Here is a 26,903-nt window from a genome sequence, read left to right on the forward strand (position 1 = left end):
CGATGTAGCGGATGGAGAGCGAAGCATTTGGCCTGCGTATGAAACCACTGTTGGAGATGAGCTAGACATCTTGTTCGGGGTGTTCCCGGCGGAACACCCCTTTCTCCTGCGCCCTCAGAACGTGTATTCCACAGGTATTCCTCTATAGGTTTTTTAAATCGTCTTCAAAAACGGGTGTCCGATGGCGGTCTTCTCTCTGATGAGTCTATGTCGATGCAAGTACACGTATGATAGAGGCCTGTTTCCAGAGTAGCCAGCCTCCGTAACTAACCGCAACCAATCCCAAGACGGTCACTCCAACCGCGCCCCAATTCGTCGTGTCGAGAGCGCAGGCCAACGTCTCACTCGCACACGAGCCGAACAATTCTCGTGCGAACGCACCGACGTACACGAGTCCGACGCCGACGACTACGACACCGGTGCCGACCAGCGTCTTCCGTACGATTTCACGCTCGGTCGGCGGGGAGGCGAGTATCGACTCCCGAACACCCGTACGTGGCCCGGCCATCCGTGAGAACGCAGCAGCTCCGAGCAACAGGAGAGCCGCGGGAACAAAAATGAATCCGACCGACATCATTCCCAGGATAGAAAGTCCTGTCAACAGAAGCGCGGCAACCCAGACGAGAGGTGTCCGGTTCGTCCACACGCCAATCCCACCGACAAGCGTAAAGAGAATGCTGAGCATCACAATCCCGGCAAAGAACACGTCTGCAAGCGGATTCGGAAGCAGGAGCAAGATGACTGCGACGCTGGCAGAAAGGAAGGCGAGGACGCTCAGGAGACGACCGACCATCTCGCTCGATAGAGACTGAGATGCTGGATTCATGATCCTACTGTACCTCTCTGCACTGTTGTCGGGTCGGTTGGATGGTCTGTCTACTGTACCAGATGGGGGGCATGGTCGACACTACCGGGAGAGGTGTTGTTACGTTACCTCCTGTCTATTGTGACACCCCATGTCACCCCCGCCAAAACCGACAGGTGTTGGTAGCGATCGACCACGGACCTGATCGGGGGCAACCACCTGCGAACCATGTGCCCTCTACTCAGCACGAGTGCGATCACTTCCCCCAGTCGCTTTCAGAAGTGCCGTGCTGAATAGAGAGGATGTGTACTGCATCGGAATCCGTCGTTCAGTCCTTGTGATCTGGGTTGAAAGCGTAATAGCCAACGGCCATCGAAATTCCCATTGCAACGGCCTCGAAAGACAGGGATTCACCGACCAGCGTGCCAAAAACGAACAGAACTATAGCAGATGTGATGCCAGCAAGAGAAGCGTATTGGATACGAGAGAGACCTCGTATCCACTCGTCAAGACGACGGTAGAGCCGTCTTGCGGTGCTCATAATTCACATAATAGTAGACGACATATAGTGTTATTCTGACCGACTCGGCTGTGTATCTTGCAGCGGCTCACCGAACTGATGGTCTGCTGTCACAAATGGCGTGCTGAATCCATGCTCTCGGCCTTGTTTGAACGCGTGATTTTACGGGTGTGAGTGCTCGATGGCGCGTTCGATGTTGCGGACTGCGGATTTCATGACAAGTTCGCGGAATTGGCCGAACCAGGTTCTCGCCCAGAGCGTGTCGCCGTATCTATGCCGGAGACCGAAAAACACCGATTCTGCGTTCGAGCGCTGATGATACGCCCGATCATAGATGAGCAAATTTCTCGCCCACCCCCGCATTCCGGGGTCGCGCTGCGGAATCAACGGTGTGATATGTTCCGCACGCAACCGCGTGCGAAGCTCCTCCCAGTCGTAGCCCTTATCGGCCGCGACAGTACTCAAAGCATCGAGATTCCGGGTTAGAACCTGCCAGCCAACCTGTGTGTCGTGTGGTTGTTTCATCGAACAGTGTATATCTAGGATCGCGCTGGTCTCGCAATCGATGAGCAGCGTCGTCTTCACCGCCTCGAACGTGTAGTCGGTGCGTTTGGCGTAGTGCTGGCTGGCTTGAACGCGATCGACGCCGGTTGCATCGATTGCCTGAACATCACCGAGGTCGTACAACTCGACGGATTGATCGAGGATCGCTCGCCACCGCTTCATCGGAATCGCCTGCTTTCGCGTACATATCGTCGAGAAGTGCGGAATCGTCTCAGGCGTCAAGCCGAGTGATTTCGCCACTCTCGGCATCTCACGGAGGACGTCCATCAGCTTCCGGTACGGATGGCCGAGATACTCTTTGAGCCCCTGAACGGCGAGTATTACCCAGTCAGCGTAGCCGTCTTCGCCTAGACGGTACGCCGGAGCTGGCGGTCCAACGACGGCTTTTTGAGCGAGCGATACAACCGTCTCCGCGAAGCGGGCGGTCTTCGTGTGCACAACGAACCCGTCCCGCTTCACATCCTAGTAGATGTGGTATTTTCTCCGAGCTTCTAGCGTACCGATACGAGTTCCACAGGCCTCCGACTTCTGATGTTCGAGCGTCTAAACAAGGCCGAGAGGGTGTATTCACGTATGGAAATTCTGCGAGTGAAGTAACGGTCGGCCGACTGCATTACTCTTTTGACTGAACACTCGCGTTGCCATTGGATGAGAAAATCACCAGAGGTCAATACAATTGCTCTCTCCTCAACCGGCAGGCGGTGGACACGTGAATGCGGTAGCTGTGGCTCCTGCTTCCGGCGGCTGATTCCCCTCACTCACTCTCGGTCGCTTGGATGATCAGGCCGGGGTGATCGAACATCTCCCCACAATCAAGCAGGGAATCGACCGTTCTGGTGTTCTGCAGGTCGCACCGCTGAGGCACCAGTGCGTGAGGAAGAGATTCACGTATTCGGGCTTTCCCGGTTGGCGCAGCGAGCGCCAACCGGGCTGTCACGCCCAGGTCTCGGCTTCCTTCGCACGTGGACCAGTCAACAATCGCGCGGTCTTCGCCGCCGAATACAGCTCGGTCTCTTGTGCCTCATACTTTGCTCACGCTCTCTGGATATAGCAGAATTTCCATCGAGTCAGCACGGACGCTGAAACCTACCACCGACTGCGGGTTTCGAGAGAGCAACGTCGTCCAACGAACTGTCGGGGAACTCGGTTTCACGAGAACGGGACGGCATGTGTCGATGGGACACAAAAAATCAGCAGTGTAGTTCACGGGCGAGTCGTTCAGTTGAACTGGAACGACACGTCGGTGTCGGCTGGCCCGCTGCCGAGCGTCGGCGAGAGGATGACCTCGGCTTCGTACTCGTCGTGACGGTCGTACTTGGCGGGCAACATGAACTCGATGCTCGCCCGACCACGGTTGTCCGTCCGCCCGCGCAACAGGGCGACGACCTCGTCTTCGTCTTTCAGCGTGATACGAACCGTGACGTTCGCACCCCGAATCGGGGCGTCGTCCGCGGTCGCATCGACGAAGACGATGGCCTCCTCGTCGTCGATAATCTCGACGCCGGCGTCGAAGTTGGCCTTCCTAACGGTGTGAACCGTCGACGAGAGACCGCCGATGGGGGTGTAGCTGCAGCCGTAGAGCGCCTGGAAGCGAAGCGAGAGGGTGGGCGAGTCCATCCGCTCTTCCTGCCAGCTCTCGTCCAGTGGCATCCACTCGTCCGCGCTAATGCGCGCCGTGGGCGTCGCGGTCTCGCCGGGGTCGAGCCAGAACTCCACGGGGTCGATGTCGACGTAGTAGCCGTGGCGGAGTCCGTCTACTTCGACGCGGAAGTGTTCGCGCCGCGGGAGCGGGTTCTGCACCTGGAAGTCGAACTCGACGGGTTCGTAGGGACTACCGCTTTCGAGGTACCAGTCGGTGATGTTCTCCTGTGCGAAGTTGTTGCTCGCGTTGAGTTCGTCCGACTGGTGGATGACGGTCGCCTTGAGACAGACGTGGCCTTCGTTGTGGTCGCGTGGAGTCCACTCGACCATCGCCACCCCGAACTCGCCCGGCGGGATGGACGGGATGGTGTCGCTGCCGATGTCGTGGGACGCACCCGACCCGGCGGGGACGACGACGCTGAACTCCACTTCGACGTCGTTCGCCGCTTCGGTCCCGTCGTTCCAGACGCGAGCGTAGACGCGGCTCGGCCAGCCGACGCGTGACCGGTCGCCGTTGTGCACGGGGTTACCAGCGACGTCCGGGTTGGCGACCGCGTCGCTGTGGCTGTACTCGTCCCATCCGTTGTCGACTTGCGTGTCGATCCAGATGTCCGCCGACTCCCACGGCGGCGGCGACCAGGTGTCGATGCGGAGGTCGTAGAAGTCACCCATTCCCCAGGTCACTTCGACCTTGTAGACCGCCGGGTCGCTACCGATGACCTCCTCGCACTCGACCGTAATCGAGTTCGTCGCCGTCAGCGGTTCGGTGAGCATCTCGTCGCTGACGTCTAACGGGTCGGAGTACGGCGTCAACAGCGTCGAGTGCGCGCGGTAGACCGGCAGGCCGGTCATATCGTCGACCGCGTCCGTGACGATGACTCCCTCGTGGGGGATGGAGGCGTCGTACTCGGCATCGCCGAGGAGGGCGTCACTGAACGGACGTTCGCGGGCTTCGACGTAGAGGTCGTGGTTCTCCTGGAGGTGGAGTTTCGCCGCGTGGACCAGCGGGATGCCCGGGTGACTCGACGCGAAGGGGTTGACCGCCGGCATCTCCACGCTGCTGGGCAACAGCAAGAACGTCTCCGTGGTGGTCGCGTTCGCGGGCGGCGCGTTCATCACGGCGACGTCGCTGGGGTCCATCCATGGCTGGTCGAAGCCGACTTCCGTGCTCCCGGGGCGGTGGCTCTTGTGGGCCTTGATCCACGCGCTCGGATGGGTGTCGTGCCAGCCAGCGTCCATGATGTCCCAGAGGTCGAGTTCCCGGCCGACGAGTTCGGGGTCACCCGGTTCGTCGTAGAGGTCGGGGAAGCCGAGATTGTGCCCGATTTCGTGGGCGAACACTTCCCACGGGTAGCCGCTAGTGATGTGGACGAAGCCGTACTTGTAGGACTTTCCGCGCACGTTGAACGTCCAGCCGTGGCCGGAGGCGTACGCCCGGAGATACGAGAACCCGTCGGAGACGGCGTGACTGACGATGAGACCCTCGTACCCGCTGAGGAGCGCGTCGGCTTCGCCGTCGGTGAGGCTCTCGACCCGCTTTTCCAGCGCCTCGATGCTCATCGCGACACCGTCGTTGAGCGCGTCGATTCCCTCGGTGACCGTCGGCGTATCGAGTCCGAGAAACGACAGGCCGGTACCGCCGTCGACCGCGAGAGTGGCACCGGTGCCGTCGGTCGTCGTTTCGAGCCGGAGTTGCCCGGCGTTGGTTCGGGCGATGAAGGGAACCTCGTCGAGTCCTTCGTCGGTCGCCTCCGCCTCGATAGCGTCATTGATGGCCGTGATCACTTCCGAGAGCGTCTGGCTTCCGGAGGGGAACGTCACCACGACGGTGATGCCGCCGCCGGAGAGTTCGAGCGTCTCGGTTCCGGAGAACATCACGGGGAAGGTCGCGCCCGAGGCGTCGATGCGCTTGGGTGCGGCCTTGTGGTAGTAGTCGAACCAGTCGTCGTCGAGGCCGATGACGTGGTCGTAGACGTCGAACTGGAAGGAGGTCTTCCCGTAGGAGGCTTCTTTCCAGAACTCGCCCGCACACTTTCCCGGCCCGGCCAACTTGTCCGTGAGGTCGGCGGCCATGTCGGCTTCGGTCAGTCCGGCGGGTAGCGACTGGTCGGCCGGCAACACCAGCAACACGAGATAGCGCTGGTCGGTTGCACTCGGCGTGACGACCTGATTTTCCGGCGCGGCGAACCGGTAGTTCGTGTCCGGGGTCGGTGTCGGGAGCACGACGTCGAACGCTCTGTCGATGACCTCCTGGCCGAATCGATTCGTCACGACGAGATCGAGCCGTCGGCTTCCGAAGCGGTCGATTCTGGTGAGTAGTTCGCGATTGCGGTCTATCCGTGGCGTCGCGTTCGTCTCCTCTCCCGTTTTCATCTCGGTGCCACCGTCACCGGCGAGTCGCCACTCGTCCGGGAACCGGGGCGTGATACGGTCGAAGAGCGGAGCGCCTGGCCGGGCGTCGTCCGGAACGCGGACGACCAGTTTTCGGGTACTGCGGTCGATTACCTCGGCAGCGTAGGGACCGAAGGAAACCGTCGCTCCGCCGAAGTTGTATCCCGTTATCGTCACTTCGGTTCCGGGCTCCCCCTCGTTCGGGTCGTAGTCTGTTACTCGCGGTGCGCCCAGGTGGAACGGGCGGTCTTCGTACTCTTTTAGCAGTTCGTCGTACGAACCGGTGAACGCGAGGCGGTCGCGGATACCGCTCGATTTCGTGGTTCGCTCTGGAACTTCGGGTTTCTTTTTGACACTCATGGTCTCGGGTGCGGGCGTTCACGAAAATCGGTGAACCGCTTCCGCCCACAGAAATACACCGTAAGACTAAATAACATTATCTATTATTAAAGTTATTCTGACCAGATTACTTTTGGAATATCTATCTCGACTGACATACGAAGGTGGACGTGACGTGGCCTCTCGGTTGTCGACTGGACGACACCTACCCCTCTACTTCGATTGACGGTTTTTCGACATCTGGTGTCCCTCTCTCTGACTAATCCTGGAGTATCGAGCTTCGAATCAAATACTTGAATTCACTGTGAAAAACCGACCTCGGACCGAGACAATTTCGCAGGTGGGAAAATTGTCGAATTTTATCTACCAGGTTTATGATAACAATCGTCCAGTAACCGAAGCGGAGGTTGGAACATCGACGCCTGCATGCAAAAAGCGAGAAGGAGTCGACTCTAGAATGCATCTAAGAATATTTATATATTTTTTACTTAAATAAATATAAATTTTCGATTCTCATTTCATCATATGTGATGTCTAATAAAAATAGCGGTCGAGATTCGGGACGAAACGCGGACGACGACCGGTCGACCATGACCCGGCGACGCGCACTCCAACTCGCGGGCGTCGGCGTCGGGAGCGTAGCGCTGTCGGGAATCGAATCCGTCGACGTACGGGCAGCGTCCAACTGCGCCGAGGGGCCGTTCGAGCGCACCTACGCGGGGGCGACGGTGAATCTGGCACGACTGGAGTCGAGAAAGCGCGGGAAACGGAAGCCGCCGGATTCGGGCGCGAAGTCGCCGGCAAGCGAGAAAGAACTCGAGACGCTACGAGCGGACGCCGAACGTGGCACTCACGGCCAACTGCCGGGTCGCGCACAGCGGTCCTTGGAGACGGGCGACGACCTGACGATCGGAACCGAGTACGACGGCGTCGGTGCCGAAGGAACGCGAGGTGGCGTCCCCTCGGACTCGCAGATCGCCGCCGGCCACGGCAAGGTCGTCCACGCGCTCAACCAGCAGGTCGCCATCTTCGACAAACGCTCTGGAAGCCAGCAACTCAAAGTCCAACTGGAGGACATCTTCCATCCGGTCATCGACAAACCGGCGGGTGGATTCGCCTACGGTTTTCCCTTCGTCTTCGACCCACGGGCGCGGTACGACCGGAACGCGGATCGGTTCGTCGTCGCCGCGACGCAGTACGAACCCGGAATCACAGAGAGTGGCGAAATCGTCGACCGGGAGGAGTTAGAAGAACGCGCAGAGGAGGGCGAGGAGGGCGACCTCGAACCCCTCCAGCGACCGCCCAGAGGTTGGTGGTGTCTCGCCGTCTCCGACGACAGCAATCCGAACGGCAAGTGGCACGTGTATCGGATTCCGCCGCTGAACAACGAGGGGCTGGTCGACTACCCGACGCTCGGTCTCGACCGAGACGCCATCTACCTCTCGCAGAACTTCTTCGGGACGCAGTTCGAAGTGACGATGGTCACGCTGGACAAAGCGGCCGCGTACGCTGGCGAGGACGTCGCTGCGAACCACTTCACCGCGATGGACAACCCCAACCTCGCCAACACCGACTTCACAGTACAACCGGCGTTACAGCCGTTCTCGGGCGGTAGCGACGGCACCTTCTACCTGCTGGATAGCGTCTTCCCGTCGCCGACGGCGAGCGCGCTCACGCTCTGGGAGGTGACTGATCCGCTCGACGATCCGACGCTCGAGTGTTTCACCGTCGACGTCGAGGAGTTCGCCTATCCGCCCGCGGCGCGTCAACCCGACTCGGACGCGCGCATCGACACGCTCGGTACGCGGTTGATGAACCTCGATTACGACGACGGGTCGCTCTGGTCGGCCCACACCATCCAGTACGACTGGAACGGCGACGGTACCGCCGTCGCGGCTATCAAGTGGTACGAAATCGACACGGAGACGCGAGACGTCGTTCAGAGTGGGGTGTACGGCGAACCGGATACGTCCTACTTCATCCCGACCGTCGGTGCGGACGGCGACAGGACGGTCATCACGCACAATGTGAGCGGCCCCGACACCTATCCGCGGATGGACGTCGCAGGACGAACGGCGGACGACGCCCCCGACGAACTGGCGGATTCGGTCGTCGTCCAGGATGGCGAATCGCGGTACGATTACGGCGAAGGCTACGACGTGATGCGCTGGGGTGACTACAACGGCGTCTCTGTCGACCCGACCACGGAGCGGTTCTGGACTGTGAGTCAGTACTCGCCGGATATCGACGTCGACCCGGCCGCCGAGGAGCGCGACCCGTACCACACGCGTATCGCCGAACTGTCGTTCGAGTGACGAAAAACGTCTGGCCTCGCGGCGGGCGCTGTCGACACCCATCCATCTCCGGTCGATTCGCCTATCGCTCGTCGGTCATCGTAGACTCGTCGCCCGATTCCGTGTCGTCGGGAACGTCGAACAGTCCCCGGTAGACGAAGGCCCACGCTTCCGCCCGTTTCGATCTGGGTTGTGGTACTCGCATGGTATCTCGAACTCGTGTGGTCGTGTGTCCACGAGCTTTAGGCTAACCTAAATCGCGTAGTAGCAAAAAGATTTGGGTGGCCGCGACACTTATTGTCGATTCGGTCGACGTTTCACTGCTCACGTATGTCTGCGTGAATCGGTGGAACCGACGTTCGGGGGAAAAATGACAGACGGTCAGATTTGGAAGAGAGGTGCGCGACCGACAGTTCGGGGTGAAGTCCACGACGACCACCTGCGAAATCTCCGATTTCACTCCGCGAGAGAGGACGTGAACCGTCGGCACTGACCGATGGCGACGAACCTGTTGTTGGTCTCGGCGTCGCTAATCGTCCTCGGAGCGGTCGCACGGTTACTCGGCGACCGGTACGGCGTTCCGAACGTCGTGTTTCTCCTCGGGTTCGGCATCCTGTTCGGACCGGAAGGCGTCGGGTTGGTCGACCCGACGCTGTTCAGTGGGGCGCTCTCGACCATCGTCTCGCTCGCGGTGGCCATCATCGTCTTCGAGGGGGCGTTTCGACTCACCCTCGGCGAGATACGTTATGCACCGAGGTCGGCGCTCCGACTGGTGACCGTCGGTTCCGCCATCACCTTCGTCGGCATCGGCCTCACGACTCGCGCTCTGCTCGGCCTCCAGTGGAGTCTCTCGTTTCTCATCGCCGCGCTTCTCGTGGCGACCGGGCCGACCGTCGTCACCCCGATTCTCGAGCAGATAGCGGTGCGAGACCGTGTCGAGACCACGCTCGAAACCGAGGGGATCGTGAACGACCCCGTCGCCTCGGTGCTGGGGGCGGTCATCTTCAGCGCGGCGGCACTGGGCGAGCGGCCGTTTACACGCGGCGGCCGGGTCGGCGAAGAAATCGTCATCGAGTTCGTCGCCCAACTGAGCGTGGGCGTCCTCGTCGGCATCGTCACGGCGGCCGTGGCGTCCATCGTGCTTCGGCGCCTGAGTCGGACGCCCCAGAACTCGCGTATCACCGTCATCGCACTCGCGTTGCTCTCGTTCGCCGTCGCCGACCTCTTCGCCTCCGAAGCGGGCGTGGTGGCCGTCGCGGTCGCCGGGCTGTTGCTGGGCAACGCCGAGATTCCGTTCGAACGGGAGATAGCGGGGTTCAGCGGGGACGTGACGACTATCGTCTTGAGCGTCGTGTACGTCATCCTCGCGTCACTGCTCAGGTTCGAGGAACTCGTCGAGTTCGGACTGGCGGGCGTCGCCGTCGTACTGGTCGCGATGCTGGTCGTTCGACCGCTCGCCGTCTTCGTCTCGACGGTTCGCTCGGCGTTCACGCGGAACGAACGCCTGTTCATCTCGGCCATCGGCCCGCGGGGAATCATTCCGGCATCGACCGCGACGCTGTTCTCGCTCCAACTCGCGACAGCGAACGTCGAAAACGCAGAGAGCATCGTGAGCGTCGTCTTCCTCGTCATTTTCGTCACGGTCGTGATAGAGGCGGGCGGCGCACCGGTCATCGCACGAACACTCGACATCGAACCCATGACGATACTCGTAATCGGCGGCAGTGGAATCGGACGCACCCTCGCAGAGCGCCTCGACGAGCAGGGTGAACACCCCATCGTCGTCGAACGAGACGCGGATACCGTCACGGAACTGCGAGCGCAGGGATTCTCGGTCGTCCACGGGAACGGGACGAGCGCGGCGGTCCTCGAAGAGGCGGGTGTGAACGACGCGAAGATGGTCGTCGCGATGACTGGCAACGACGACCAGAACATCCTCGCTTGCCAGACGGCCCGCATCAAATTCGGCGTCGACGACCTCATCGCACGGGTGAACGACCCGGAGAACGTGGCGGCGTTCGAAGACCTCGGCGTCCGAACGACCACACCGGCGCTTGCGACGGTCGATACGGTAGACCACATGATTCACCGACCGAGTCTCTACGACTGGCTCTCGGGGGTCGGCGACGAAAATGACATCTCCGAGGTGGTCGTCGGGTCGAATGAGTTCGCGGGCCGCACGCTCGGCGACGTTCCGTTTCCCGACGGCAGTACGGCCATTCTCGTCCGCCGCGACGGCGAGTACGTCGTTCCGCGGTCTGACCTCGTCGTTCGGACGGGTGACCGAATCACACTGCTCGGTACGGCGGACGCCGTCGAAGAGGCGGCCGAGTCGTTACGGTGACGATTTCGAGGGCGAGTCGCGTTCGCCTTCGGCCGACGTCGAGCGAACCACGGCGGCCCCGTATCGAACCATCGAACGACTCGTTTTCGGAGCGATTGGAGGGCCGACAGAGTTCTTTTCAGCAGCGAGGCAAAAAGGGTTATCACGGGATGGGAACGAACATCGGAAACACGACGAGTGGACACCCACCACTCACCGGGTCTCTGCTCGGCCCTCGCTCGTATCGCCCTCCGTCCCGAAACGGGTGAGGTATCGCGCGGCGAGAGTGCCAATAGTATTGATATATAGAGAACGTAGCCGTCCGTGGCGGTTGGTACTGCTATGACACTATACCCGCCTCGATATATCACTAATATAAGTAGTTTTCAAGTGACGACTGTCATCTCAGCCTGAATGGCGCGAGACTTCGACAAGTCGAAAATCGGCGCATCGCGACGTAAGTTCATCACGGTTGCTGGTGTTGCTGGGGCAACGGCACTGGCAGGCTGCAGTGGAACCACGTCGAAGGAAGACACGACGACGGGGACCGGAAACGGCGACGGGACGAGCACGAGCGGTGGAAACTCCGGCGGTAGCACGGCGACGCAACCGCTGACGGCGGACGGTTCCTCGACGGTGTTCCCTATCACGAACACCGGTGCGAGCTACTGGAACTCGAACCCCGAGACGGGCGACGAAGACTACTGGCCGAAGAAGTGGGCCAAAGACGAGTACAACACCGACAAGCGACTCGCAGACTACTTCGCCGGCCAGTACGGTTACGAGGGAACTGGCAAGCGAAGCCAACCGCCGTTCCTCGTGAACGTCGCACTCAGCCACTCTGGAACCGGTATCGAGGGCGTCATGGAGGGCCGCGTCGACATCGGCGACTCCAGCGCCTCGGCGAAAGCCGAACTCAGCGGGAAGAACGTCTCCGACTCGAAGATGAAGAAGTTCGTCGACCACGTAGTCGGCGTCGACGGCCAGCCCATCGTCGTGAGCAAGGAGATTCGGGACGCGGGCGTCGAGCAGATAACCATCGACCAGCTCCGGAAAATCTACAAGAAGAAGATCACGAACTGGAAGGAGGTCGGCGGTCCCGACCGGCAGATACTCGCACTCGGTCGCGCAGAGGGCTCCGGTACCGACACTTCGTTCCGACAGAACGTCTACGGCGACCCCGAAGCGCCCATCAAACCCGACCAGCGCTACGGGAAAAACCAGCAACTCCAGCAGGCGGTCTCCAAGGCCAACAACGCCATCGCGTACATCGCGCTCGCGTTCGTCAAGCCCGACGGTCAAGTGCCGCCGCTCGCGCTGAAGATCAAGGACACGGTCTACGAGTACGGCAACAACCTCGGTGCGAAAGAGTACCCGCTCTCGCGTGACCTCCACGCGTACACGTGGGAAGACACTTCGAAGAAAGAGGCCGCGTTCATCAACTTCATCCTCAGCGACTTCGGACAGAAGACCTTCGTCGAGGCGAACAACTACTTCAAACTCCCGCAGGACCGCCTGAAGAAACAGCGCGAGAAGGTCAAACCGGAGAAGTACAGCTGATAACGGCGACTGCGCACCGCGAATAGTCACCGCAGCCACCTTCGACCACATTGTTCACGATGTTAGACATACTTTCGACACACGTTACTAACTACCGCTCACGATACGACGACGGAGCGTTGCTGCTGTGGGGACTCGGCACGTTCGTCCTGTTCGCCGCGTTCGGCTCGTTCCTGAATCAGTCACGCTGGACAGCCGTGCTAGTTCTCGTTTTCGTCGTCGTCGCCGTGGTTGGATGGTACACGTATCAGCCGGAGACGGCGCGGGGGCTCACGTTCCTGGCGACCATCCTGACCGTTATGGTACTCGGACTCATCATCACGTTCATCCTCATCGAGGCGTTGCCCGTGATGCGGGAGATGGGTCTGGATCTCGTCTTGAAGACGGATCCACCGCTCTGGGGGTCTGGGACGTTCTCGCTGACGCCGATGATATTCGGGACGCTCGTGACGACGGCGATCGCCACCCTCATCGCGGCACCGCTTGGCATGGCCGGTGCGCTGTTCTTGAGCGAAATCGCACCGAGGGCGGTTCGTGAAGTCGTCAAACCCGGTATCGAGATGATGGCGGGCATCCCGTCGATCACCTACGGGTTCATCGGTTTCGTGATCATCAACGACTACTTCTACCGGGAGCTTTCGACGCCGACGATTGGGAACCTCTTCACCGTCGGTACGATGATCGGCATCATGGCGTTGCCAACCATCGTCACCGTCGCCGAAGACGCGCTCTCGACGGTTCCCGAGTCGATGAAGAGCGGCTCGCTGGCCATCGGGTCAACCGACTGGCAGACGATGAAGAGCGTCACCATCCCGGCGGCGTTCTCGGGCATCTCCGCCGCCATTCTGCTCGGCGTCGGCCGCGCGATGGGTGAGACGATGGCCGCGACGGTCATGATAACGCACAACAAGAACGGGTTTCCGAGCCCGCTGTACGACGTGTTCGGTTCCAAAGGTGAGACGCTGACCACCGTCATCGCGTTCGAAGCCGGGAACGCGCAGGGAACACATCTGAGTGCCCTGTTCGCCGGGGGCGTCATCCTGTTTCTGACGGTCTTCGTCATGAGTGTCGGCGCACAGTACATCGAAACGCAGATGAAACGGAAACTGGGTGGCAGACGATGAGTAACGTCCAACGAACCGCGCTCGCTTCGAAAGATTCCACGGTCGCCGACCATTTCGCGTCCGGGGTCGTCGCCGTCAGCTTTCTTGTCTTCGTGACGGGCTGGATGACGCTGTTCCAGTGGGTCGGAGAGAAGACCAGCGTGCTCGGCATGCGACTGTTCGAGCTGTTGGGGCTCTGTCTCCTCCTGATGGGTGTGAGTATCGCGGGATTCGGACTGGCGTCTCGATACGGTGCCATCGAGACGGAGCCGTCCGACACCGCCGGGCTGGTCGTCGGCGTGGTGTTCGGGCTCATCGGCTTCGTGGCTGGTGGACTTATCGCCTCGCAGGTGTTCGGAGTCGGAACCGTCGGCTGGGTGGCCGCGGCGCTCGTCCTCGGCATCGGAACCGCGACGGTGTCGGTCCTTCCGGCGGAAGACGTCGGCTCGACACTCCCCGCGGGTGCGTTGCTACTCGTGCTCGGTGCCGTCTTCGTGACCGGAGGCATCGACGCGGGGTGGTCGTGGTCGCCGGAGAGCCTCTCGGTGACCTTCATCGGACCGGTCGTCGTCCCGGTGCTCGCCATCCTCGGGTCACTCGTGGGTGTGTGGAGCGCGGCGAAAGCCCATGCCGGATTCGGCGTTCGAGGGCGACAGCGGGCGGCGTTCCTCCTCATCGGCGTGAGCGTCTTCGGCATGCTCTCCGTGCTCGGACTGCTGGTGGCGTTCATCGTCATCAACGGTATCGACACCCTGTTGACCGGCGCGAGTTTCGGTGGGAAAGAGTTAGTCTCGATTCCGTTCCTGACGAACGTCACCCAGAGTCTCTTCGTGAAGGTCCCCGGCGTCCTCCCGTCTATCATGGGGACGCTCTGGCTCGTCGTCGGTGCCGTGGTGTTCGCCGTACCACTCGGCGTCGGCGCGGCGGTGTTCCTCACCGAGTATGCCGAAGACGGTCGGTTCACGCAACTCGTCGAAATCGCGACGAACGGCCTCTGGAGCACCCCGAGCATCGTCTTCGGTCTCTTCGGCCTCGCGTTCCTTCTGCCGCGGGTCAGCAACGGTCATCGGTCGCTCCTCGGCGGCCAGCTCGTCCTCGGATTCATGCTCCTCCCGCTCGTGGTCATCACGAGCAGGGAGTCCATCAAGGCGGTGCCCGACGAGTATCGAGACGCGAGCGCCGCGCTCGGCGTCTCACAGTGGCAGACGATACGGAGCGTCGTGCTCCCGGCGGCGATGCCCGGCGTCATCACGGGCATCATCCTCGGCGTCGGTCGAATCGCCGGAGAGACGGCACCGCTTCTGTTGACGTTCGGTGGCCCGCCGTTCGCCAACGCGACACCGAACGTCCTCGGGTCGTTCGAGTTCTCGGCGGCGCCACCGTTCGTGACAAACGAGGCACTGATAACCGCGGGGAGCGCCCTCCCGTATCAACTGTACACGTCGATCACCAGCGGGCACGTCCCGGGACAGACGTTCACCGTCAGTGAATTCGGCTGGGGGACGGCACTCGTGCTGCTGATAGTCGTCCTCGGACTGTACGCCATCGGTATCGGCAGTCGGCTCTACTTCCGGAGGAAGTTACACCATGAGTAACGTCACGTTCGATCGATCGAACGATGAAGAACAGTCTACGAGTACGACGACTACCGGCGAGACCGAAGAGGAGATTCGAGACGAGTGGACGGACTACCGTTTCGACGGTGACGCGAAAATCTCCGTCTCGAATCTGGACGTCTACTACGGGGACGACCGCGCGCTCCGAGACGTCTCGATGGACATCCCCGAGAAGAGCGTGACCGCGCTCATCGGCCCGTCCGGCTGCGGGAAATCGACGTTCCTCCGGTGTCTCAATCGAATGAACGACCGGATAAATGCCGCAGAAGTCGACGGCTCCATCGAACTCGACGGTGAGGAGATATACCAGGACGGAGTCAACCTCGTCGAACTCCGAAAGCGAGTCGGCATGGTGTTTCAGGCACCGAATCCGTTCCCGAAGTCCATCCGGGACAACATCTCCTACGGACCGCGCAAGCACGGCGACATCAAGCGAGGGCTGCTCGCACGACTCCTCGGCGACGACAATCGCGCGAAAGAAGACGAACTCGTCGAGCGAGCGTTGCGAAACGCCGCGCTCTGGGACGAGGTCGAAGACCGTCTCGACGACAACGCGCTCGGGCTCTCGGGCGGTCAACAACAGCGGCTCTGTATCGCTCGGTGTCTCGCGGTCAGCCCCGAAGTCATCCTGATGGACGAACCGGCGAGCGCACTCGACCCCATCGCGACGGCGAAGATAGAAGACCTCGTCGAGGACCTCGCCGAAGAGTACACCGTCGTCGTCGTCACGCACAACATGCAACAGGCCGCTCGCATCTCCGACCAGACCGCCGTCTTCCTGACCGGCGGCGAACTGGTCGAGTACGACGACACCGAGAAGATATTCGAGAACCCGGAGAGCCAGCGCGTCGAAGATTACGTCAGTGGAAAGTTCGGATGACCAGGGAGATCGCCATGGAAACGAGGAAGGTCCAGTACACCGGGAGTTCGACGACGATTTCGCTGCCGAAAGAGTGGGCCGAAGAACACGGCGTCGAAGCGGGGATGCAACTCGCACTCTACCCGGCAGCGAACGGGGAGTTGATAATCGGTGCCCAGCAGGTCGAAGACGCCGACCCACCCCGAGTCGACATCGACAGTCTCTCCGCGACGGATATCCGGCGGATGGTCACGGCGTTGTACGCCATCGGAAACGATACGTTCGTCCTCACTTCGCAGGGAGAAATCCAACGGGAGCAACGCCACGCCGTCGAGAGCGCGGCGGGCGACCTGGTCGGACTGGAAGTTCGCCGCGAATCCGAGTCGGAGATCGCTCTCGACAGCCTCGTTGACGCCAGAGCGATGTCCATGGAACGAATCATCCTCCAACTGCAGTACACGGCACTCTCGATGCACCAGGACGCCGTCCACGGGCTCGTAGACGGAGACGAGGAAATCGCTGCGCGGGTGGCCGAGCGCCGATCGGACGTCGAACGACGGGCCGCCATCGCCGAAAGCTGTTTCCAGCGGACGCTCACGAACGTCGAGGAACTCGACCGCCTCGGACACCCCCGCCCCGTTCTGTTCGACCAGTACACGACGGCACGGACCCTCACCGACGTGGCCGAACAGGCCCAGACTATCGCGTCGCTGGTCGGCGAGCGAACGCCAATCGAGCGTCTGTCGTGGGCAGACGAGTTCGAACGGTACGCCCGCGACTCACGGACGCTCACCGAAGCGGCCGTCGAAGCCGTTCTGGCGGCCGACGAACCGCCACACGAGACGGTACGAACCGCACAGTCACTCGTAGACGACGTCATCGCGTTTCGGAGACGAACCGCGGACGAAAACGATGAAACGTACGTGCGAGCGGTTGCGGCCGAGGCCATCGAACGGACGGCGAGGAGTTCGGTGGACGTCGCCAGGCCGCTCTTCGCGGGTAGCGACGTCGGTACCCGTCGTGTGCCGAACTACCGTCGTCCGTCTTCGAACGCTGACCGAAGCGACCACTCACCGTCGGCGAAAAACGGCGACCCCGGATAGCCCGCGCCGCGCCAGAGCGCGTCGATGGGGTCGGCCAGTTCGACTCGAACGTCGGTATCGAAGTTCTGGAGGGAGACGGGAAACGGCGCGAGTATCTCCTCGCGTATCTCGCGCGGGTCGTCTTGCTCCGTGCCGGGGTCGAGCACACAGCCATCGGTTCCGTAGGCGCTGAACGCCACGTGGATGGGTGCCGTCTGCTGGTGATACGAGAGCACCCGAAGGTATCGACGGATACACGCCACCAGTTCGAGTTCGACTGTCCGGCCGTCGAGGTAGGTCGTCCCGTCGTCCGCGTGTGTGACGAACGGCAGTGCGGAGACGGCTTCGACGACGCCGTTCGAGAAGAGGTGCGTGTAGCCGGCACGCGGTTTTGCTCCGTCGGTGTCCTCGACGGACGCTCCGAACCCGTCTGCGGTCCACGTGCCGCGGGCCTCGCCGCGTCCGCCGAGCACCGGTAGCTCCTGCGGTCGCGTCGGGTTCGCCTCCGGCAACACGCCGTGTTCGGAGAGGTCGATTGCGTACCCGTCGTCGTAGACGCCGGTCGGGACGACGTGGAGGACGAGCGCGTGGGGTTCGTCGAAGTCGAAGGGGCCCTCGCCAGCGCCGACGGTTTCGAGGCGTCGTTCGTGGAGCGCCGTCGCCTGTTCGTTCGACCCGCCGGCGTACTTGGCCGCCTTGACTGCGTCTCGATAGTGCATCCAGTACAGAGACCAGTCCGTGAGAGTGGTTAAACGAACTGGTACAGCGAACGCTGTCGAGCGTTGTCTGTCTAGCTAATCAGCGACCAGAATCGGAGGCCGCCTCGTGAACCACGACGCTTCGATTCTCTCGCACCGTCACTTCGTATTCGTCGTATTCGAACTGAACGCTGGGGAGGTCACCCCCGAGTTGGGGTCGTCTGGTGGACCAGAGTGCGTCGAGGGCGTCGGTGTCGATGGCGTTGTAGAGTGGCTGGGTAAGCTCTAGTGGGTCACACGAGGCGGCGTCGGCGACTGCCCGGACGACTGCTTCGCTAGGTCGTTCCCTCGCTTCGATGTCTCGCTCGACGAGTACCGATTTCGCTACGATGGCTGAATCGTTCATGAGTATGCGTAATGCGTAGTAGTGGGTCGGACGTGAAATACTATTTGGATAGGAGCATACCTAAATCGCACTAAACAAAATGCGAACGCGGATAACGGCCGTCACCGCTACTGGTCGGCGAAAAATGTTGTAATGATATTACAATATGGCGTGGCACCTCACGGCGAGACGACCGACGAGTTTCTCGGGCCGTTCGCGGAGACTGTGACGGCTACGATTCGTCGTCCGTTTCGGAGTCAGCCTTTCCGACCGGGAGTCGCAGTCGGTAGCCACGCCAGTAGGCTTCCGTACTCCCCCACGCCGTCGTCGTCCCGAAAATCGCAACGAGTGCGAGCACGTCGCCGACGTCGGCCCATCCGGGGAGGACGTACAGTACCGCGTTGAGTATCATCGCCGGAATCACCTCTTCGACGGCGTCGACGGCCCACTCCGTGACTCCGAGGAGACTGACGCCGCTGTCGTTCTCGTCGGCGTCTCGCTCTTTTTCCCCGTCGCCCGAACCGGCAATCGGTTCACGTCCGGCGAGGCCGACACGCTGGGCGCTCTCTCCCCCCGCACTCTCGTCGCCCGTGCCGAGTCGTTCGGCGTCGTAGGGGAAGTCAACGTCCACGCTCCAGACCGTCTCACCGTTCTGGTCGATTTCGACGACCCGATTGCCGTGCGTGTCGGTGACGAGGGTGTGGCCGTTCGGTAGCCGGTCGGCGTCGCGGGGCCACTGGAGGCGGGCGTCTCGCCAGACCCAACTCTTCTCCCATCGCCCATCGACGCGCTGGTACTCGACGATTCGGTCGTTGTGCGAGTCGGCGACGACGACCGCCGGGCCGCCTCGCGATTCGGGGATGTAATCGGGGTTGTGCTGGCCGAACAGCCAGCGGTGGTCCCCCTCCGACCCGAGCGTCCACGCTTCGACCACGCCGGTCGTGGGGTCGAGGAAGACGACCTCGTCCTGGTTGCGGATGCTGGCCATGATGCGACCGTCGTCCAGTACTTCGACGTCGTTGATGTGGGTGAAGTCGTACGGAAACGGGCCGCCGCTCTCGTGTGAGTAGTGCGAGAGCGCGTTCCACTCCCACGTGACGATGCCACTCGACGTGTTGACGACGAACACCCGGTCGCGCTCGATGTCCGCGACGACGAAATGAGTGCGGTTGATTCGGTCCACGTCGTGCCAGCGGTTCGTGTAGGGGAGTCTGAACCCTTTGTACGTCGGGACGACGCGGCTGTAGAGTCGCGTCACGTGGTCGGTCGAGAGGTTGAGGCGCTCGATGACGATTCGACGGCAGGCCGTCGCTCCGTCACACCGTTTCGCGCTCATGTCCTCGACGCCGACGTAGGTGACCGTATAACGGCCCGCTGGACTCGGGTCGACGTCGGAGTAGTAATCCAACGTGTCGTTGTAGTAGCGAACGACGCCCTCGGAGTCGAACGCGACGAGTTTCGCCCCGACCGTCGGACTCTTGTGGTCGGTGACGACCGTGAGTTCGTTCGGCGGGATGCGTTCGATGTTGCGTGGTCCGTCTTCCATCCCCGCTCGAACTCGACCCGGCTCCATCGCTTGAACGGCGAATCCGGAGACGACGACTGCGGAAGCGACGAGGAGGAAGAGAGCGAAGACGACGCGAACGTGAGTACGGCTGACCATGCCGTAAGAATTTATTAGGGAGTATCATAAACCCTGACGAGAAAATGACACCCTAATGTCAGGTGAGAGTCGAACCAAACGCTCCTCCCGGCGGGGCCGTCTCCCCACTCGTCGAAGACGGCTACTCCGCTCCGAACTCGTCGATGCGCGAGTGGACGTACGCACACCACTCGTCCAGCGTCTGGTGCATCAGTTCTTTCGCCTCCGCCAGCGAGGTGGGTTCGTGTCGGTAGACGTGTCCACCGCCATCGAGGAGGTGGCGTCGTCGGCTGGAAAGCCCCTTCTCGCGGAGCGTCGAGAGCGACCGCGAGACGTTGCTCCGGTCCCGACCAGTCGCTGCTGCCAGTTCCTCCGTCGTGCTGTTCGGGTGCTCTAACAGCGTGAGATACGTCTGGCTCTCGTGCGGTTGAATCGAGAACACGCACGTCAGGACGTTCTCGAAGCCCGGTTCGTCGGTGAGCATCAAGGTCCGGAATCGCTGTGGGTCCGGGTCAGTCATGTGCGAACACTAGTCATTGTCTACGATAAAATCCCCAGTTACCCCTGGCTCACCGGCGGTCGTGTGCACGCCACGCACGTGCGTCCGGGTCGCACGCGCGCCAAATCTCCATATCCGTATTGGCTGTACTGTCACGTGCAATGGCAACAGAGACCACTACTGAGCGAGTATCGGATGTCGAAACGACGAGTGAGGGAGCGTGGCAGGCGGGCGTCCTCTCGGGACTAATCGCAGGCGCCGTGATGGGCGTCATGCTGACGATGCAGATGCGACCGGTCATCGAACACGCCATCCCTGCGCTGTGGGGACTCGACGGCGGCGCTGCGGGCTGGACGATTCACATGGTAAACTCCGCCATCTTCGGCGTCCTGTTCGCCACCGTGATGTCGGTCTCAGCCCTCCGCGACAGCAGTGACTCGGTCGGACGGTCGACTGCTCTCGGTGTCGGTTACGGCGTCGCCATCTGGATAGTCGCCGCCGTCATCGTGATGCCGATTTGGCTCCAGACGGTAGGGTTCCCCCAAGCACCGGGCGTGCCGAACGTCAGCATGCAGAGCCTGGTCGGCCACGTCATCTTCGGACTGGTGTTGGGTGCACTCTATCCGGTGCTTCGAAATCGGTGACGCGAGTCGGACGACACTCCCCGTATTCTTCGTATCGAGCTACGGAACTCACGCAGTTCCGACACCGTTCACCCCGACAGCTAACGGTCTCGTCGATAGTCCGCTCGTCACCCGTAGGTCCGTATCAGGTACTCGCGAAGTTCGTCCACGGTGACCGGGTCGTACGTCCAGAAGCCGTAGAACTGTTCTGGCGTGCGTTCTTCCGCGAGGAGCGCACACTTTTGAAAGTCGTCGCCACCGCCGTCGTAGACCAGAAACCAGACCGTCCCGATTTCCGTCGTTCGCTCGGCGTGGAACGTCGTGTCCGGTATCTCGGGTGGGTGCCAATCTGCGCGCCCGTAGACGTGGATGTCGAGTGCCGTCTCGGCCCCGAGCCGTCGATAGACGGGGAGTTGGGCGCGGAACGACGAGAACGACTGAAACCCCACGTGGAACTGTCCCTCGCCGATGCGCCACGCACGGTCTTCGATTTCACGACTCGTCCCCAGCATCTGGCGCTTGTCGAAGGACGTGAACAGCAACTGGTCGAGGAGTGCCAGCAGGTCACGGAAGTTGGACGGGTCGAACTCGTCACTCCACGGGACAGCGATGGGTGGCGTGAGGAACTCTCTGAGCGCAGCCAGTCCGATAGCTCCCCGGAAACCGCTTCCGTCTTGAACGACGAGAAAATCGTTCGCGCCCGTGCTCCGCAGTCGTTTGTACCGGACGACGACGTTCTTCGTTTCGAACTGGTCTGCGAGGTCGGAGTCCGTGTCGTCGGTGTACACGACGAGCGTCTTCCGCCGGTCTTCGACTTCCGAGATTTTCTCCTGGAGAAACATCTACCGGGACACCTCCACCGTGGTCGGCTGTCGATACTGGTTCATGGTACTAGCTGGTATTGATGTGCGACTGGTCTTCGTTCGCTCGCGCCCACTCGAGGAGTCGAACGAGCGGTGGAGAAAAATCCGCGAGGGCGACGGTCCCCCGTCGTCTGTTGTAGACGACGAGCTCTGCCGTCTCCAACAGTGGCAGGTGTGTCTGGTGGAGTTCGGTCACGACCTGGTCGCGGTCTGCGGGCGTCGCCATCCGGTACTCGGTCGCGTGAAGCCAGCCGGTGAGGATGTCGGCCAGTTCGTCCACCGAAACTTCGTCCCACTCCAGCAGCACGTAGAGCGTGTACCGCCGGGGTGTCCTCGCCACTGCCCGATACGTTCGGTTGTCGAACGACGGGTCTAACAGGATGTCGTACAGGTCACCCCACGAGTCGTCTCCCATTCGTCCCCCAAGTCCAGAGGTACACCGTGGACGTGAGTAAAGTTTCTGCCCGCCGAACCCGTGTTTCGGTCAGTCCAGTTTGACGGCCAGAACGCGACTCAGCACGAAGAGCACGAGGCTCCCTGCGAACGCAGTCAGGGCGACGGATGCCACGCTCAGTTCGGTGCCGGACGAGTCGAACGCCCCCTGGCCGGCGCCAGTCGAGAACTGCTGGACCGTCTCGACGCCCGCGAACCCGAGCAGGAAAAACGAGAGCGTCACGGCGAGGAGCAACGCTCCACCGACGAACCCGTAGAACGAAGCCATCTCTTCGAAACTGATGAGTTCGCGCATCCGACGCTCGCTCAGCGAAGATTCACCTCGGAGCACGACCACGGCCACGGCGACGTGTGCCGTCGCCGCCCCGAACTCGAGGACGAGCACCAACACACCCGGCATCAGGACGGTCGGCGACGACGCAAGCGGGTCGCCACCGGGGAAGAGTGCCACGACCGACGATGGGTACGTCAGCGTGAGCGGGGCGACGAGTGCCAGTCCGAGGAGTAAGACGCCCTGCCACGCCAGTTTCGTCGGTATCGATTGGTCGAAGTGGCTGTGCTGGCGGACGCGAAGTCGTTCGAACGTCGAACCGTTCAAGATGGCGTCCGCGATGTCGTCGTCGATGTGGTCTGTCTGTCCCGTCACGGCTACACACTTTGAGGTCGCTTTCGCATCGATATTCACCAGGGGGATATACCGGTATCGATACGTCGAAGCACCTTCTTTCGGAGGGATAGACTATCGGAACGATGGCGGCCGTGTTCGGGGTGACGAATCGAACGAGATTCCTCCGTCGTCGTGACTGAAATTCTAGGGTCGACGTGAGGGGGACGTGCACCTGCGCTTGCCGAAGCGAACACGTTCATTGTCCTCGCCTCACATACTCCGCCCAGATGACTGAGTACGATACCATCGTCGTCGGCGTCGGTGGCATGGGCAGTGCGACGGCCGCGCATCTCGCCCAACGGGGCCAACGGGTGCTGGGACTCGAACGCTTCGACGTCCCCCACGCGAAAGGGTCTTCTCACGGCGTTACGCGCATCATCCGGAAAGCCTACTACGAACATCCGGACTACGTCCCGCTGTTAGAGCGCGCCTACGACCTGTGGCACGAACTGGACGAGACACACCCGAACCAACTCCTGCACACGACTGGTTGTGTCGTCGCTGGGGACGAAGACAGCGAGAAGGTCGTCGGCGCACGGGAGTCCTGTGAGGAACACGACATCGAGTACGACCTCCTGACCGCGGGCGAGGTGGGCGACCGCTACCCCGGGTACGACCTGTCCGAGGATTTCGTGGCCGTCGTCGAACCCGAAGGCGGGTTCCTCCACGTCGAGCAGTGTGTCGTCGCCCACGTCGCCGCCGCCCATCGTCACGGTGCCGAGATTCACGCCCGCGAGGCGGTACTCGACTGGGAACCCACGGCCGATGGCGGCGTGCGAGTCGAGACGACCCGTGAGAGCTACACCGCCGACACGATGGTCGTCACCGCGGGCGCGTGGGCGGCGAAACTGCTCCCCGCGCTCGATGCGCAGGCCGTTCCGGAACGCCAGGTGCTCGGCTGGTTCCACCCCGAGAATTCCGACCGATTCCGACCGGAATCGTTTCCCGTCTTCATCCTCGACTGCGAGGAGGGTTACTTCTACGGTTTCCCCGAGTACGACGTGCCGGGGTACAAGGTCGGAAAGTACAACCACTTCCACGAACAGGTGGCACCCGACGAGGTGACAGACCCCACGCTGGCCGACGAGCGTGTGCTCCGCGAGTTCACCGAACGCTACTTCCCCGACGCCGCCGGCCCGACGATGCGCTTAGAGACGTGTCTGTTCACGAACTCGCCGGACGAACACTTCGTCCTCGACACGCTCCCCGACCACCCGCAGGTCGTCGTCGGTGCGGGCTTTTCGGGCCACGGGTTCAAACTGTCGAGCGTCGTCGGCGAGATTCTGGCGGAACTTGCTATCGACGGAGAGAGTCGCCACGACATCGACCTGTTCTCGCTCGACCGATTTCGCTGAACCACCCTGGAACGTGATTTTCGACTCGACACCTTCCTCACGCGGATACATCGTCCAGGAGGGTTGCGAGTAGGGGCTCTCTAACCGCCCGAGGTCGAACTCGAACACCCGGACGGTATGGGAAGTGGCAATCCTGCTGTCGTTACTTCTGACCTGCTGAGTTGGTGGTGCGACGCCTTCTCGGAGCGACAGGGTGAGCCAAACTGGATAGCTGCGGATTGAAAGAATCGACTGTCCGGCCGATGACCGCCCTTATTTGGTTAATCCCGGTCTGTAAGAAGCGGCTTCTGGTGAGAAGGATATTCTTAATTCGTTAGTAGCCAACTTATAACAATTAAGCTGTCTATATCATCTCGCCGTACACTCATGCAATTAGCTGGCTTCGACCTGGCGGATTACAAGCGAATACTGAGTACGGCTCTGGAACAGAACTACGAATTCTACACCGTGGCCGAGTACTTCACAGCGGACTCCATCGAAACCCCGTCGGTCGTGCTCCGACACGATGTTGATCGGCGCGTCGGGAACGCAATCGCGATGGCCGAACTCGAGACCGAACTCGGAATCGACGCGACGTACTACTTTCGGACGAGTACGTTCGATTCGGCAATCGCCAGCAGGATGGAGGCGAATGGTCACGAAATCGGCTATCACTACGAGGACTTGGCGAAAGCTCGCGGTGATGTCAACCGAGCGCACGCCCGATTCGCGGCCAATCTCGCATCGTTCCGCCAACACGTTACCATCGACACCGCCTGTTCGCACGGCAGTCCGCTCTCCCCGCACCTGAATACGGACATGTGGGAGGACGCCAGGACGCCAGCAGATTACGACCTTCTCGGGAAAGCGTACGATATCGAAGCCGACTCCGACGGCACCAGCGATCGGGTGTACTTCTCCGATACCGGCCGCGACTGGAACGCGTCCATCCCCGGCATCGGTGCAATCCACTCGACTGACGACGTGATACGCGCACTCGAAGCCGACGACTGTCCGGCCGTGTATCTGCTCGCGCATCCCAGTCGATGGTCGACGACCAACTTCCAGCGAGTCGAACGACCGGCCTGGGATCTCGCCGCGGAAACCGGAAAAGTGGTAGTGAGCGGCGTCCACACCGTCCAACAGACGAGTGGGCAGGTCGCCGAGCAAACCCGCGTCGTGCGAGCGCTCCGCGCGATAACGGGCACTGGCACTCCTCGGAGTGAGCGAAAGTGAGTGACGACGCGGTAGTAACGACGAGACGGGACGTTCTCCGGAGCAGCCTGGCTGTCGCCGGAGCCACGCTGGTTGCCGGGACACCGGTCACTGCTGTCGAGACGAACGGCAAGCTGGTGTTCACCTACGACGACGGGCCTATCGAAGATTTCACGCACACGTTCCAGAAAGCGCACCGCAAGGAAGGCGTACCCGGCTGTTCCGCCGTTCCATCGTCCTCCGTCGGGAATAGCGGGAAACTCAGTGCTTCCCAACTCCGGACACTCGCGGACGAAGGGTGGGAGATCATGTCACACTCGATTCGGCACCGCGCGCTCGGTGACATCGAAATCACCCGTGACGTCGACCCGGATGACCAGAAACTCTACGTGAAGACGAACCATCACGGGAAGATTCCGGGCGACACCCTCGTCGTCAGCGATGGGTCTCGATCGACGACCGTCACGGTGGCCGGAAAAGACTCGGACGGACGAGGCGAGTTCGTGAGACTCGAATCACCGGTCGGGCAGGCGTTCACCGCCAGCGACGACGTTACCGAACGCTACACGGACGATATACTGCGCACCGCGCTCAGCGGGTCGAAAAAGCAACTCGAAGAGTACGGCGTAACCGTCACGAACATCGTTATGCCGTATGGGGGATACGGAAACCGAACCCGGGAACTCGCCGGCGAGTACTACACCGCAGTTGCGAACGGTGGCCTCGCAATCGGCGGACGAGCCCAGATTCACCGTGCTGACGAGATACAGCTTCCCCACCTCTCGAGGGCGATGTTCCGCCGCGGGGAGATGACGAAACGCGAACTCGGAACGTTCCTTGACGAGGTCGCCTCTGCCGACACGCTCGGTATCCTGGGGGGACACAGCTGGTGGCAGGAACGGCTCCCGCCGGAGCGAATCCGGATGGCGATCCAGATGGCTAAAGACCGGAACATCGACATCGTCACGCTCAGTGACGCGCTTGCCGACCTCGGTGTCGCCGACTCGTCGAAGGCAACCACCACGACCCAGACCACGACTCGAACCACGACCACCGAGACGTCGCGGACGAGCAGCCAGGCACGTGTCGGCACGACCACCGATGACCTCTCGGGCGGCAAAAACGACGGTACGACCGACCAGACGACGAGGACGAATCAACCCGGATTCGGTGCGCTCGCAGGACTCGTCAGCGCCGGAGGTGTGGCGGTACTCAAGCGATACCTGAACGAGTAACCGCGCCTCTAACACGAGCCGTCAGATACCCGACGCTGAATGGCCGTCAGAGCCGTCCCAGGTGTGGTCAGATGGCCGTGTTTAATCGCCAGACAGCACCGGATCAAGTCGCTGGAGTAAGGGTGATGAAGCGGAAGACTGCGAAGTGTGCCAACGCAAATCTCCCGCTTCACCGAACGAACTGTCTTCGCA

General features: G+C 61.5%; 22 protein-coding genes. 11 read left to right on the forward strand and 11 right to left on the reverse strand.

Annotated elements, in window-relative coordinates; all coding sequences use genetic code 11:
- Positions 1-205 precede the first annotated feature (205 nt).
- From ACR3FF_RS18125 to ACR3FF_RS18135, 3 genes are all read right to left on the reverse strand, one after another.
- Complete coding sequence (locus tag ACR3FF_RS18125; protein ID WP_458189512.1) at positions 206-826, reverse strand: hypothetical protein; 621 nt, start codon at positions 824-826, stop codon at positions 206-208.
- A 661-nt stretch (positions 827-1,487) separates the two neighbouring features.
- Positions 1,488-2,348 carry an IS5 family transposase gene (locus tag ACR3FF_RS18130; protein WP_458189513.1) on the reverse strand — a complete coding sequence of 287 codons (861 nt, stop codon included), beginning with the start codon at positions 2,346-2,348 and terminating at the stop codon, positions 1,488-1,490.
- 759 nt (positions 2,349-3,107) lie between these two features.
- The gene (locus tag ACR3FF_RS18135) at positions 3,108-6,281 is read right to left on the reverse strand and encodes an IPT/TIG domain-containing protein (protein ID WP_458189514.1); all 3,174 of its coding nucleotides are present in this window, start codon (positions 6,279-6,281) and stop codon (positions 3,108-3,110) included.
- Between the two features lie 569 nt (positions 6,282-6,850).
- On the opposite strand from ACR3FF_RS18135, the gene ACR3FF_RS18140 reads away from it, so the two are divergent.
- Positions 6,851-8,575, forward strand: a complete 1,725-nt coding sequence (locus ACR3FF_RS18140; protein WP_458189515.1) for a hypothetical protein — start codon at positions 6,851-6,853, stop codon at positions 8,573-8,575.
- 61 nt (positions 8,576-8,636) lie between these two features.
- Here the strand turns inward: ACR3FF_RS18140 and ACR3FF_RS18145 are convergent, their stop codons facing one another.
- Positions 8,637-8,759, reverse strand: coding sequence for a hypothetical protein (locus ACR3FF_RS18145; RefSeq protein WP_458189516.1), 123 nt, complete (start codon positions 8,757-8,759; stop codon positions 8,637-8,639).
- A 291-nt stretch (positions 8,760-9,050) separates the two neighbouring features.
- On the opposite strand from ACR3FF_RS18145, the gene ACR3FF_RS18150 reads away from it, so the two are divergent.
- From ACR3FF_RS18150 to ACR3FF_RS18175, 6 genes are all read left to right on the forward strand, one after another.
- Positions 9,051-10,898, forward strand: a complete 1,848-nt coding sequence (locus ACR3FF_RS18150) for a cation:proton antiporter domain-containing protein (RefSeq protein WP_458189517.1) — start codon at positions 9,051-9,053, stop codon at positions 10,896-10,898.
- Positions 10,899-11,291: 393 nt separating this feature from the next.
- Positions 11,292-12,437: a PstS family phosphate ABC transporter substrate-binding protein gene (locus ACR3FF_RS18155; RefSeq protein ID WP_458189518.1), complete on the forward strand. Its 1,146-nt coding sequence runs from the start codon at positions 11,292-11,294 to the stop codon at positions 12,435-12,437.
- A gap of 59 nt (positions 12,438-12,496) precedes the next feature.
- Positions 12,497-13,561 (forward strand): phosphate ABC transporter permease subunit PstC, encoded by a 1,065-nt coding sequence (gene pstC / locus ACR3FF_RS18160; protein ID WP_458189519.1) that lies wholly within the window; start codon positions 12,497-12,499, stop codon positions 13,559-13,561.
- A complete protein-coding gene (gene pstA, locus ACR3FF_RS18165) occupies positions 13,558-15,135 on the forward strand; it encodes a phosphate ABC transporter permease PstA (protein ID WP_458189520.1) in 1,578 nt (525 codons plus the stop codon). Before pstC ends, pstA begins: the two co-directional genes overlap by 4 nt.
- Positions 15,128-16,036 (forward strand): phosphate ABC transporter ATP-binding protein PstB, encoded by a 909-nt coding sequence (gene pstB, locus ACR3FF_RS18170; RefSeq protein ID WP_458189521.1) that lies wholly within the window; start codon positions 15,128-15,130, stop codon positions 16,034-16,036. The genes pstA and pstB overlap by 8 nt, the downstream gene beginning before the upstream one ends.
- A gap of 14 nt (positions 16,037-16,050) precedes the next feature.
- Complete coding sequence (locus tag ACR3FF_RS18175; protein ID WP_458189522.1) at positions 16,051-17,118, forward strand: AbrB/MazE/SpoVT family DNA-binding domain-containing protein; 1,068 nt, start codon at positions 16,051-16,053, stop codon at positions 17,116-17,118.
- On the opposite strand, the gene ACR3FF_RS18180 is transcribed toward ACR3FF_RS18175, so the two are convergent.
- From ACR3FF_RS18180 to ACR3FF_RS18195, 4 genes are all read right to left on the reverse strand, one after another.
- Positions 17,046-17,816 (reverse strand): hypothetical protein, encoded by a 771-nt coding sequence (locus ACR3FF_RS18180; protein ID WP_458189523.1) that lies wholly within the window; start codon positions 17,814-17,816, stop codon positions 17,046-17,048. The two genes, ACR3FF_RS18175 and ACR3FF_RS18180, sit on opposite strands and share 73 nt — an antisense overlap.
- A gap of 79 nt (positions 17,817-17,895) precedes the next feature.
- Positions 17,896-18,201 (reverse strand): HalOD1 output domain-containing protein, encoded by a 306-nt coding sequence (locus tag ACR3FF_RS18185; RefSeq protein WP_458189524.1) that lies wholly within the window; start codon positions 18,199-18,201, stop codon positions 17,896-17,898.
- Between the two features lie 211 nt (positions 18,202-18,412).
- Entirely contained in the window at positions 18,413-19,843 is a 1,431-nt protein-coding gene (locus tag ACR3FF_RS18190) for an arylsulfotransferase family protein (RefSeq protein ID WP_458189525.1), read from the reverse strand.
- 121 nt (positions 19,844-19,964) lie between these two features.
- Positions 19,965-20,342, reverse strand: coding sequence for a helix-turn-helix domain-containing protein (locus tag ACR3FF_RS18195; RefSeq protein ID WP_458189526.1), 378 nt, complete (start codon positions 20,340-20,342; stop codon positions 19,965-19,967).
- A gap of 140 nt (positions 20,343-20,482) precedes the next feature.
- Here ACR3FF_RS18195 and ACR3FF_RS18200 point away from each other — a divergent pair, with 140 nt between their 5' ends.
- Positions 20,483-20,965: a histidine kinase gene (locus tag ACR3FF_RS18200; RefSeq protein WP_458189527.1), complete on the forward strand. Its 483-nt coding sequence runs from the start codon at positions 20,483-20,485 to the stop codon at positions 20,963-20,965.
- Between the two features lie 107 nt (positions 20,966-21,072).
- Here ACR3FF_RS18200 and ACR3FF_RS18205 read toward each other — a convergent pair whose 3' ends face one another.
- The 3 genes from ACR3FF_RS18205 to ACR3FF_RS18215 all read right to left on the reverse strand — a co-directional run bounded on the left by ACR3FF_RS18205 (position 21,073) and on the right by ACR3FF_RS18215 (position 22,906).
- Positions 21,073-21,786, reverse strand: a complete 714-nt coding sequence (locus ACR3FF_RS18205; protein ID WP_458189528.1) for a DICT sensory domain-containing protein — start codon at positions 21,784-21,786, stop codon at positions 21,073-21,075.
- Positions 21,787-21,835: 49 nt separating this feature from the next.
- Positions 21,836-22,222, reverse strand: a complete 387-nt coding sequence (locus ACR3FF_RS18210) for a DUF7344 domain-containing protein (RefSeq protein WP_458189529.1) — start codon at positions 22,220-22,222, stop codon at positions 21,836-21,838.
- Between the two features lie 69 nt (positions 22,223-22,291).
- Positions 22,292-22,906 carry a hypothetical protein gene (locus ACR3FF_RS18215; RefSeq protein WP_458189530.1) on the reverse strand — a complete coding sequence of 205 codons (615 nt, stop codon included), beginning with the start codon at positions 22,904-22,906 and terminating at the stop codon, positions 22,292-22,294.
- A 248-nt stretch (positions 22,907-23,154) separates the two neighbouring features.
- Here ACR3FF_RS18215 and solA point away from each other — a divergent pair, with 248 nt between their 5' ends.
- The 3 genes from solA to ACR3FF_RS18230 all read left to right on the forward strand — a co-directional run bounded on the left by solA (position 23,155) and on the right by ACR3FF_RS18230 (position 26,711).
- Positions 23,155-24,282, forward strand: coding sequence for an N-methyl-L-tryptophan oxidase (solA, locus tag ACR3FF_RS18220; protein ID WP_458189531.1), 1,128 nt, complete (start codon positions 23,155-23,157; stop codon positions 24,280-24,282).
- A gap of 366 nt (positions 24,283-24,648) precedes the next feature.
- Positions 24,649-25,497, forward strand: a complete 849-nt coding sequence (locus tag ACR3FF_RS18225; protein ID WP_458189532.1) for a polysaccharide deacetylase family protein — start codon at positions 24,649-24,651, stop codon at positions 25,495-25,497.
- Entirely contained in the window at positions 25,494-26,711 is a 1,218-nt protein-coding gene (locus ACR3FF_RS18230) for a polysaccharide deacetylase family protein (protein WP_458189533.1), read from the forward strand. Before ACR3FF_RS18225 ends, ACR3FF_RS18230 begins: the two co-directional genes overlap by 4 nt.
- Positions 26,712-26,903: the final 192 nt, after the last annotated feature.

This window comes from Haladaptatus ordinarius (assembly GCF_054177595.1).

Excerpts from the sequence above, each read along its gene's own strand:
- ACR3FF_RS18125 (WP_458189512.1), bottom strand. The coding sequence starts at position 826 with ATGAATCCAGCATCTCAGTCTCTATCGAGCGAGATGGTCGGTCGTCTC.
- ACR3FF_RS18135 (WP_458189514.1), bottom strand. The coding sequence starts at position 6,281 with ATGAGTGTCAAAAAGAAACCCGAAGTTCCAGAGCGAACCACGAAATCG.
- ACR3FF_RS18140 (WP_458189515.1), top strand. The coding sequence starts at position 6,851 with ATGACCCGGCGACGCGCACTCCAACTCGCGGGCGTCGGCGTCGGGAGC.
- ACR3FF_RS18145 (WP_458189516.1), bottom strand. The coding sequence starts at position 8,759 with ATGCGAGTACCACAACCCAGATCGAAACGGGCGGAAGCGTGGGCCTTC.
- ACR3FF_RS18150 (WP_458189517.1), top strand. The coding sequence starts at position 9,051 with ATGGCGACGAACCTGTTGTTGGTCTCGGCGTCGCTAATCGTCCTCGGA.
- ACR3FF_RS18155 (WP_458189518.1), top strand. The coding sequence starts at position 11,292 with ATGGCGCGAGACTTCGACAAGTCGAAAATCGGCGCATCGCGACGTAAG.
- pstC (WP_458189519.1), top strand. The coding sequence starts at position 12,497 with ATGTTAGACATACTTTCGACACACGTTACTAACTACCGCTCACGATAC.
- pstA (WP_458189520.1), top strand. The coding sequence starts at position 13,558 with ATGAGTAACGTCCAACGAACCGCGCTCGCTTCGAAAGATTCCACGGTC.
- pstB (WP_458189521.1), top strand. The coding sequence starts at position 15,128 with ATGAGTAACGTCACGTTCGATCGATCGAACGATGAAGAACAGTCTACG.
- ACR3FF_RS18175 (WP_458189522.1), top strand. The coding sequence starts at position 16,051 with ATGGAAACGAGGAAGGTCCAGTACACCGGGAGTTCGACGACGATTTCG.
- ACR3FF_RS18180 (WP_458189523.1), bottom strand. The coding sequence starts at position 17,816 with ATGCACTATCGAGACGCAGTCAAGGCGGCCAAGTACGCCGGCGGGTCG.
- ACR3FF_RS18185 (WP_458189524.1), bottom strand. The coding sequence starts at position 18,201 with ATGAACGATTCAGCCATCGTAGCGAAATCGGTACTCGTCGAGCGAGAC.
- ACR3FF_RS18190 (WP_458189525.1), bottom strand. The coding sequence starts at position 19,843 with ATGGTCAGCCGTACTCACGTTCGCGTCGTCTTCGCTCTCTTCCTCCTC.
- ACR3FF_RS18195 (WP_458189526.1), bottom strand. The coding sequence starts at position 20,342 with ATGACTGACCCGGACCCACAGCGATTCCGGACCTTGATGCTCACCGAC.
- ACR3FF_RS18200 (WP_458189527.1), top strand. The coding sequence starts at position 20,483 with ATGGCAACAGAGACCACTACTGAGCGAGTATCGGATGTCGAAACGACG.
- ACR3FF_RS18205 (WP_458189528.1), bottom strand. The coding sequence starts at position 21,786 with ATGTTTCTCCAGGAGAAAATCTCGGAAGTCGAAGACCGGCGGAAGACG.
- ACR3FF_RS18210 (WP_458189529.1), bottom strand. The coding sequence starts at position 22,222 with ATGGGAGACGACTCGTGGGGTGACCTGTACGACATCCTGTTAGACCCG.
- solA (WP_458189531.1), top strand. The coding sequence starts at position 23,155 with ATGACTGAGTACGATACCATCGTCGTCGGCGTCGGTGGCATGGGCAGT.
- ACR3FF_RS18225 (WP_458189532.1), top strand. The coding sequence starts at position 24,649 with ATGCAATTAGCTGGCTTCGACCTGGCGGATTACAAGCGAATACTGAGT.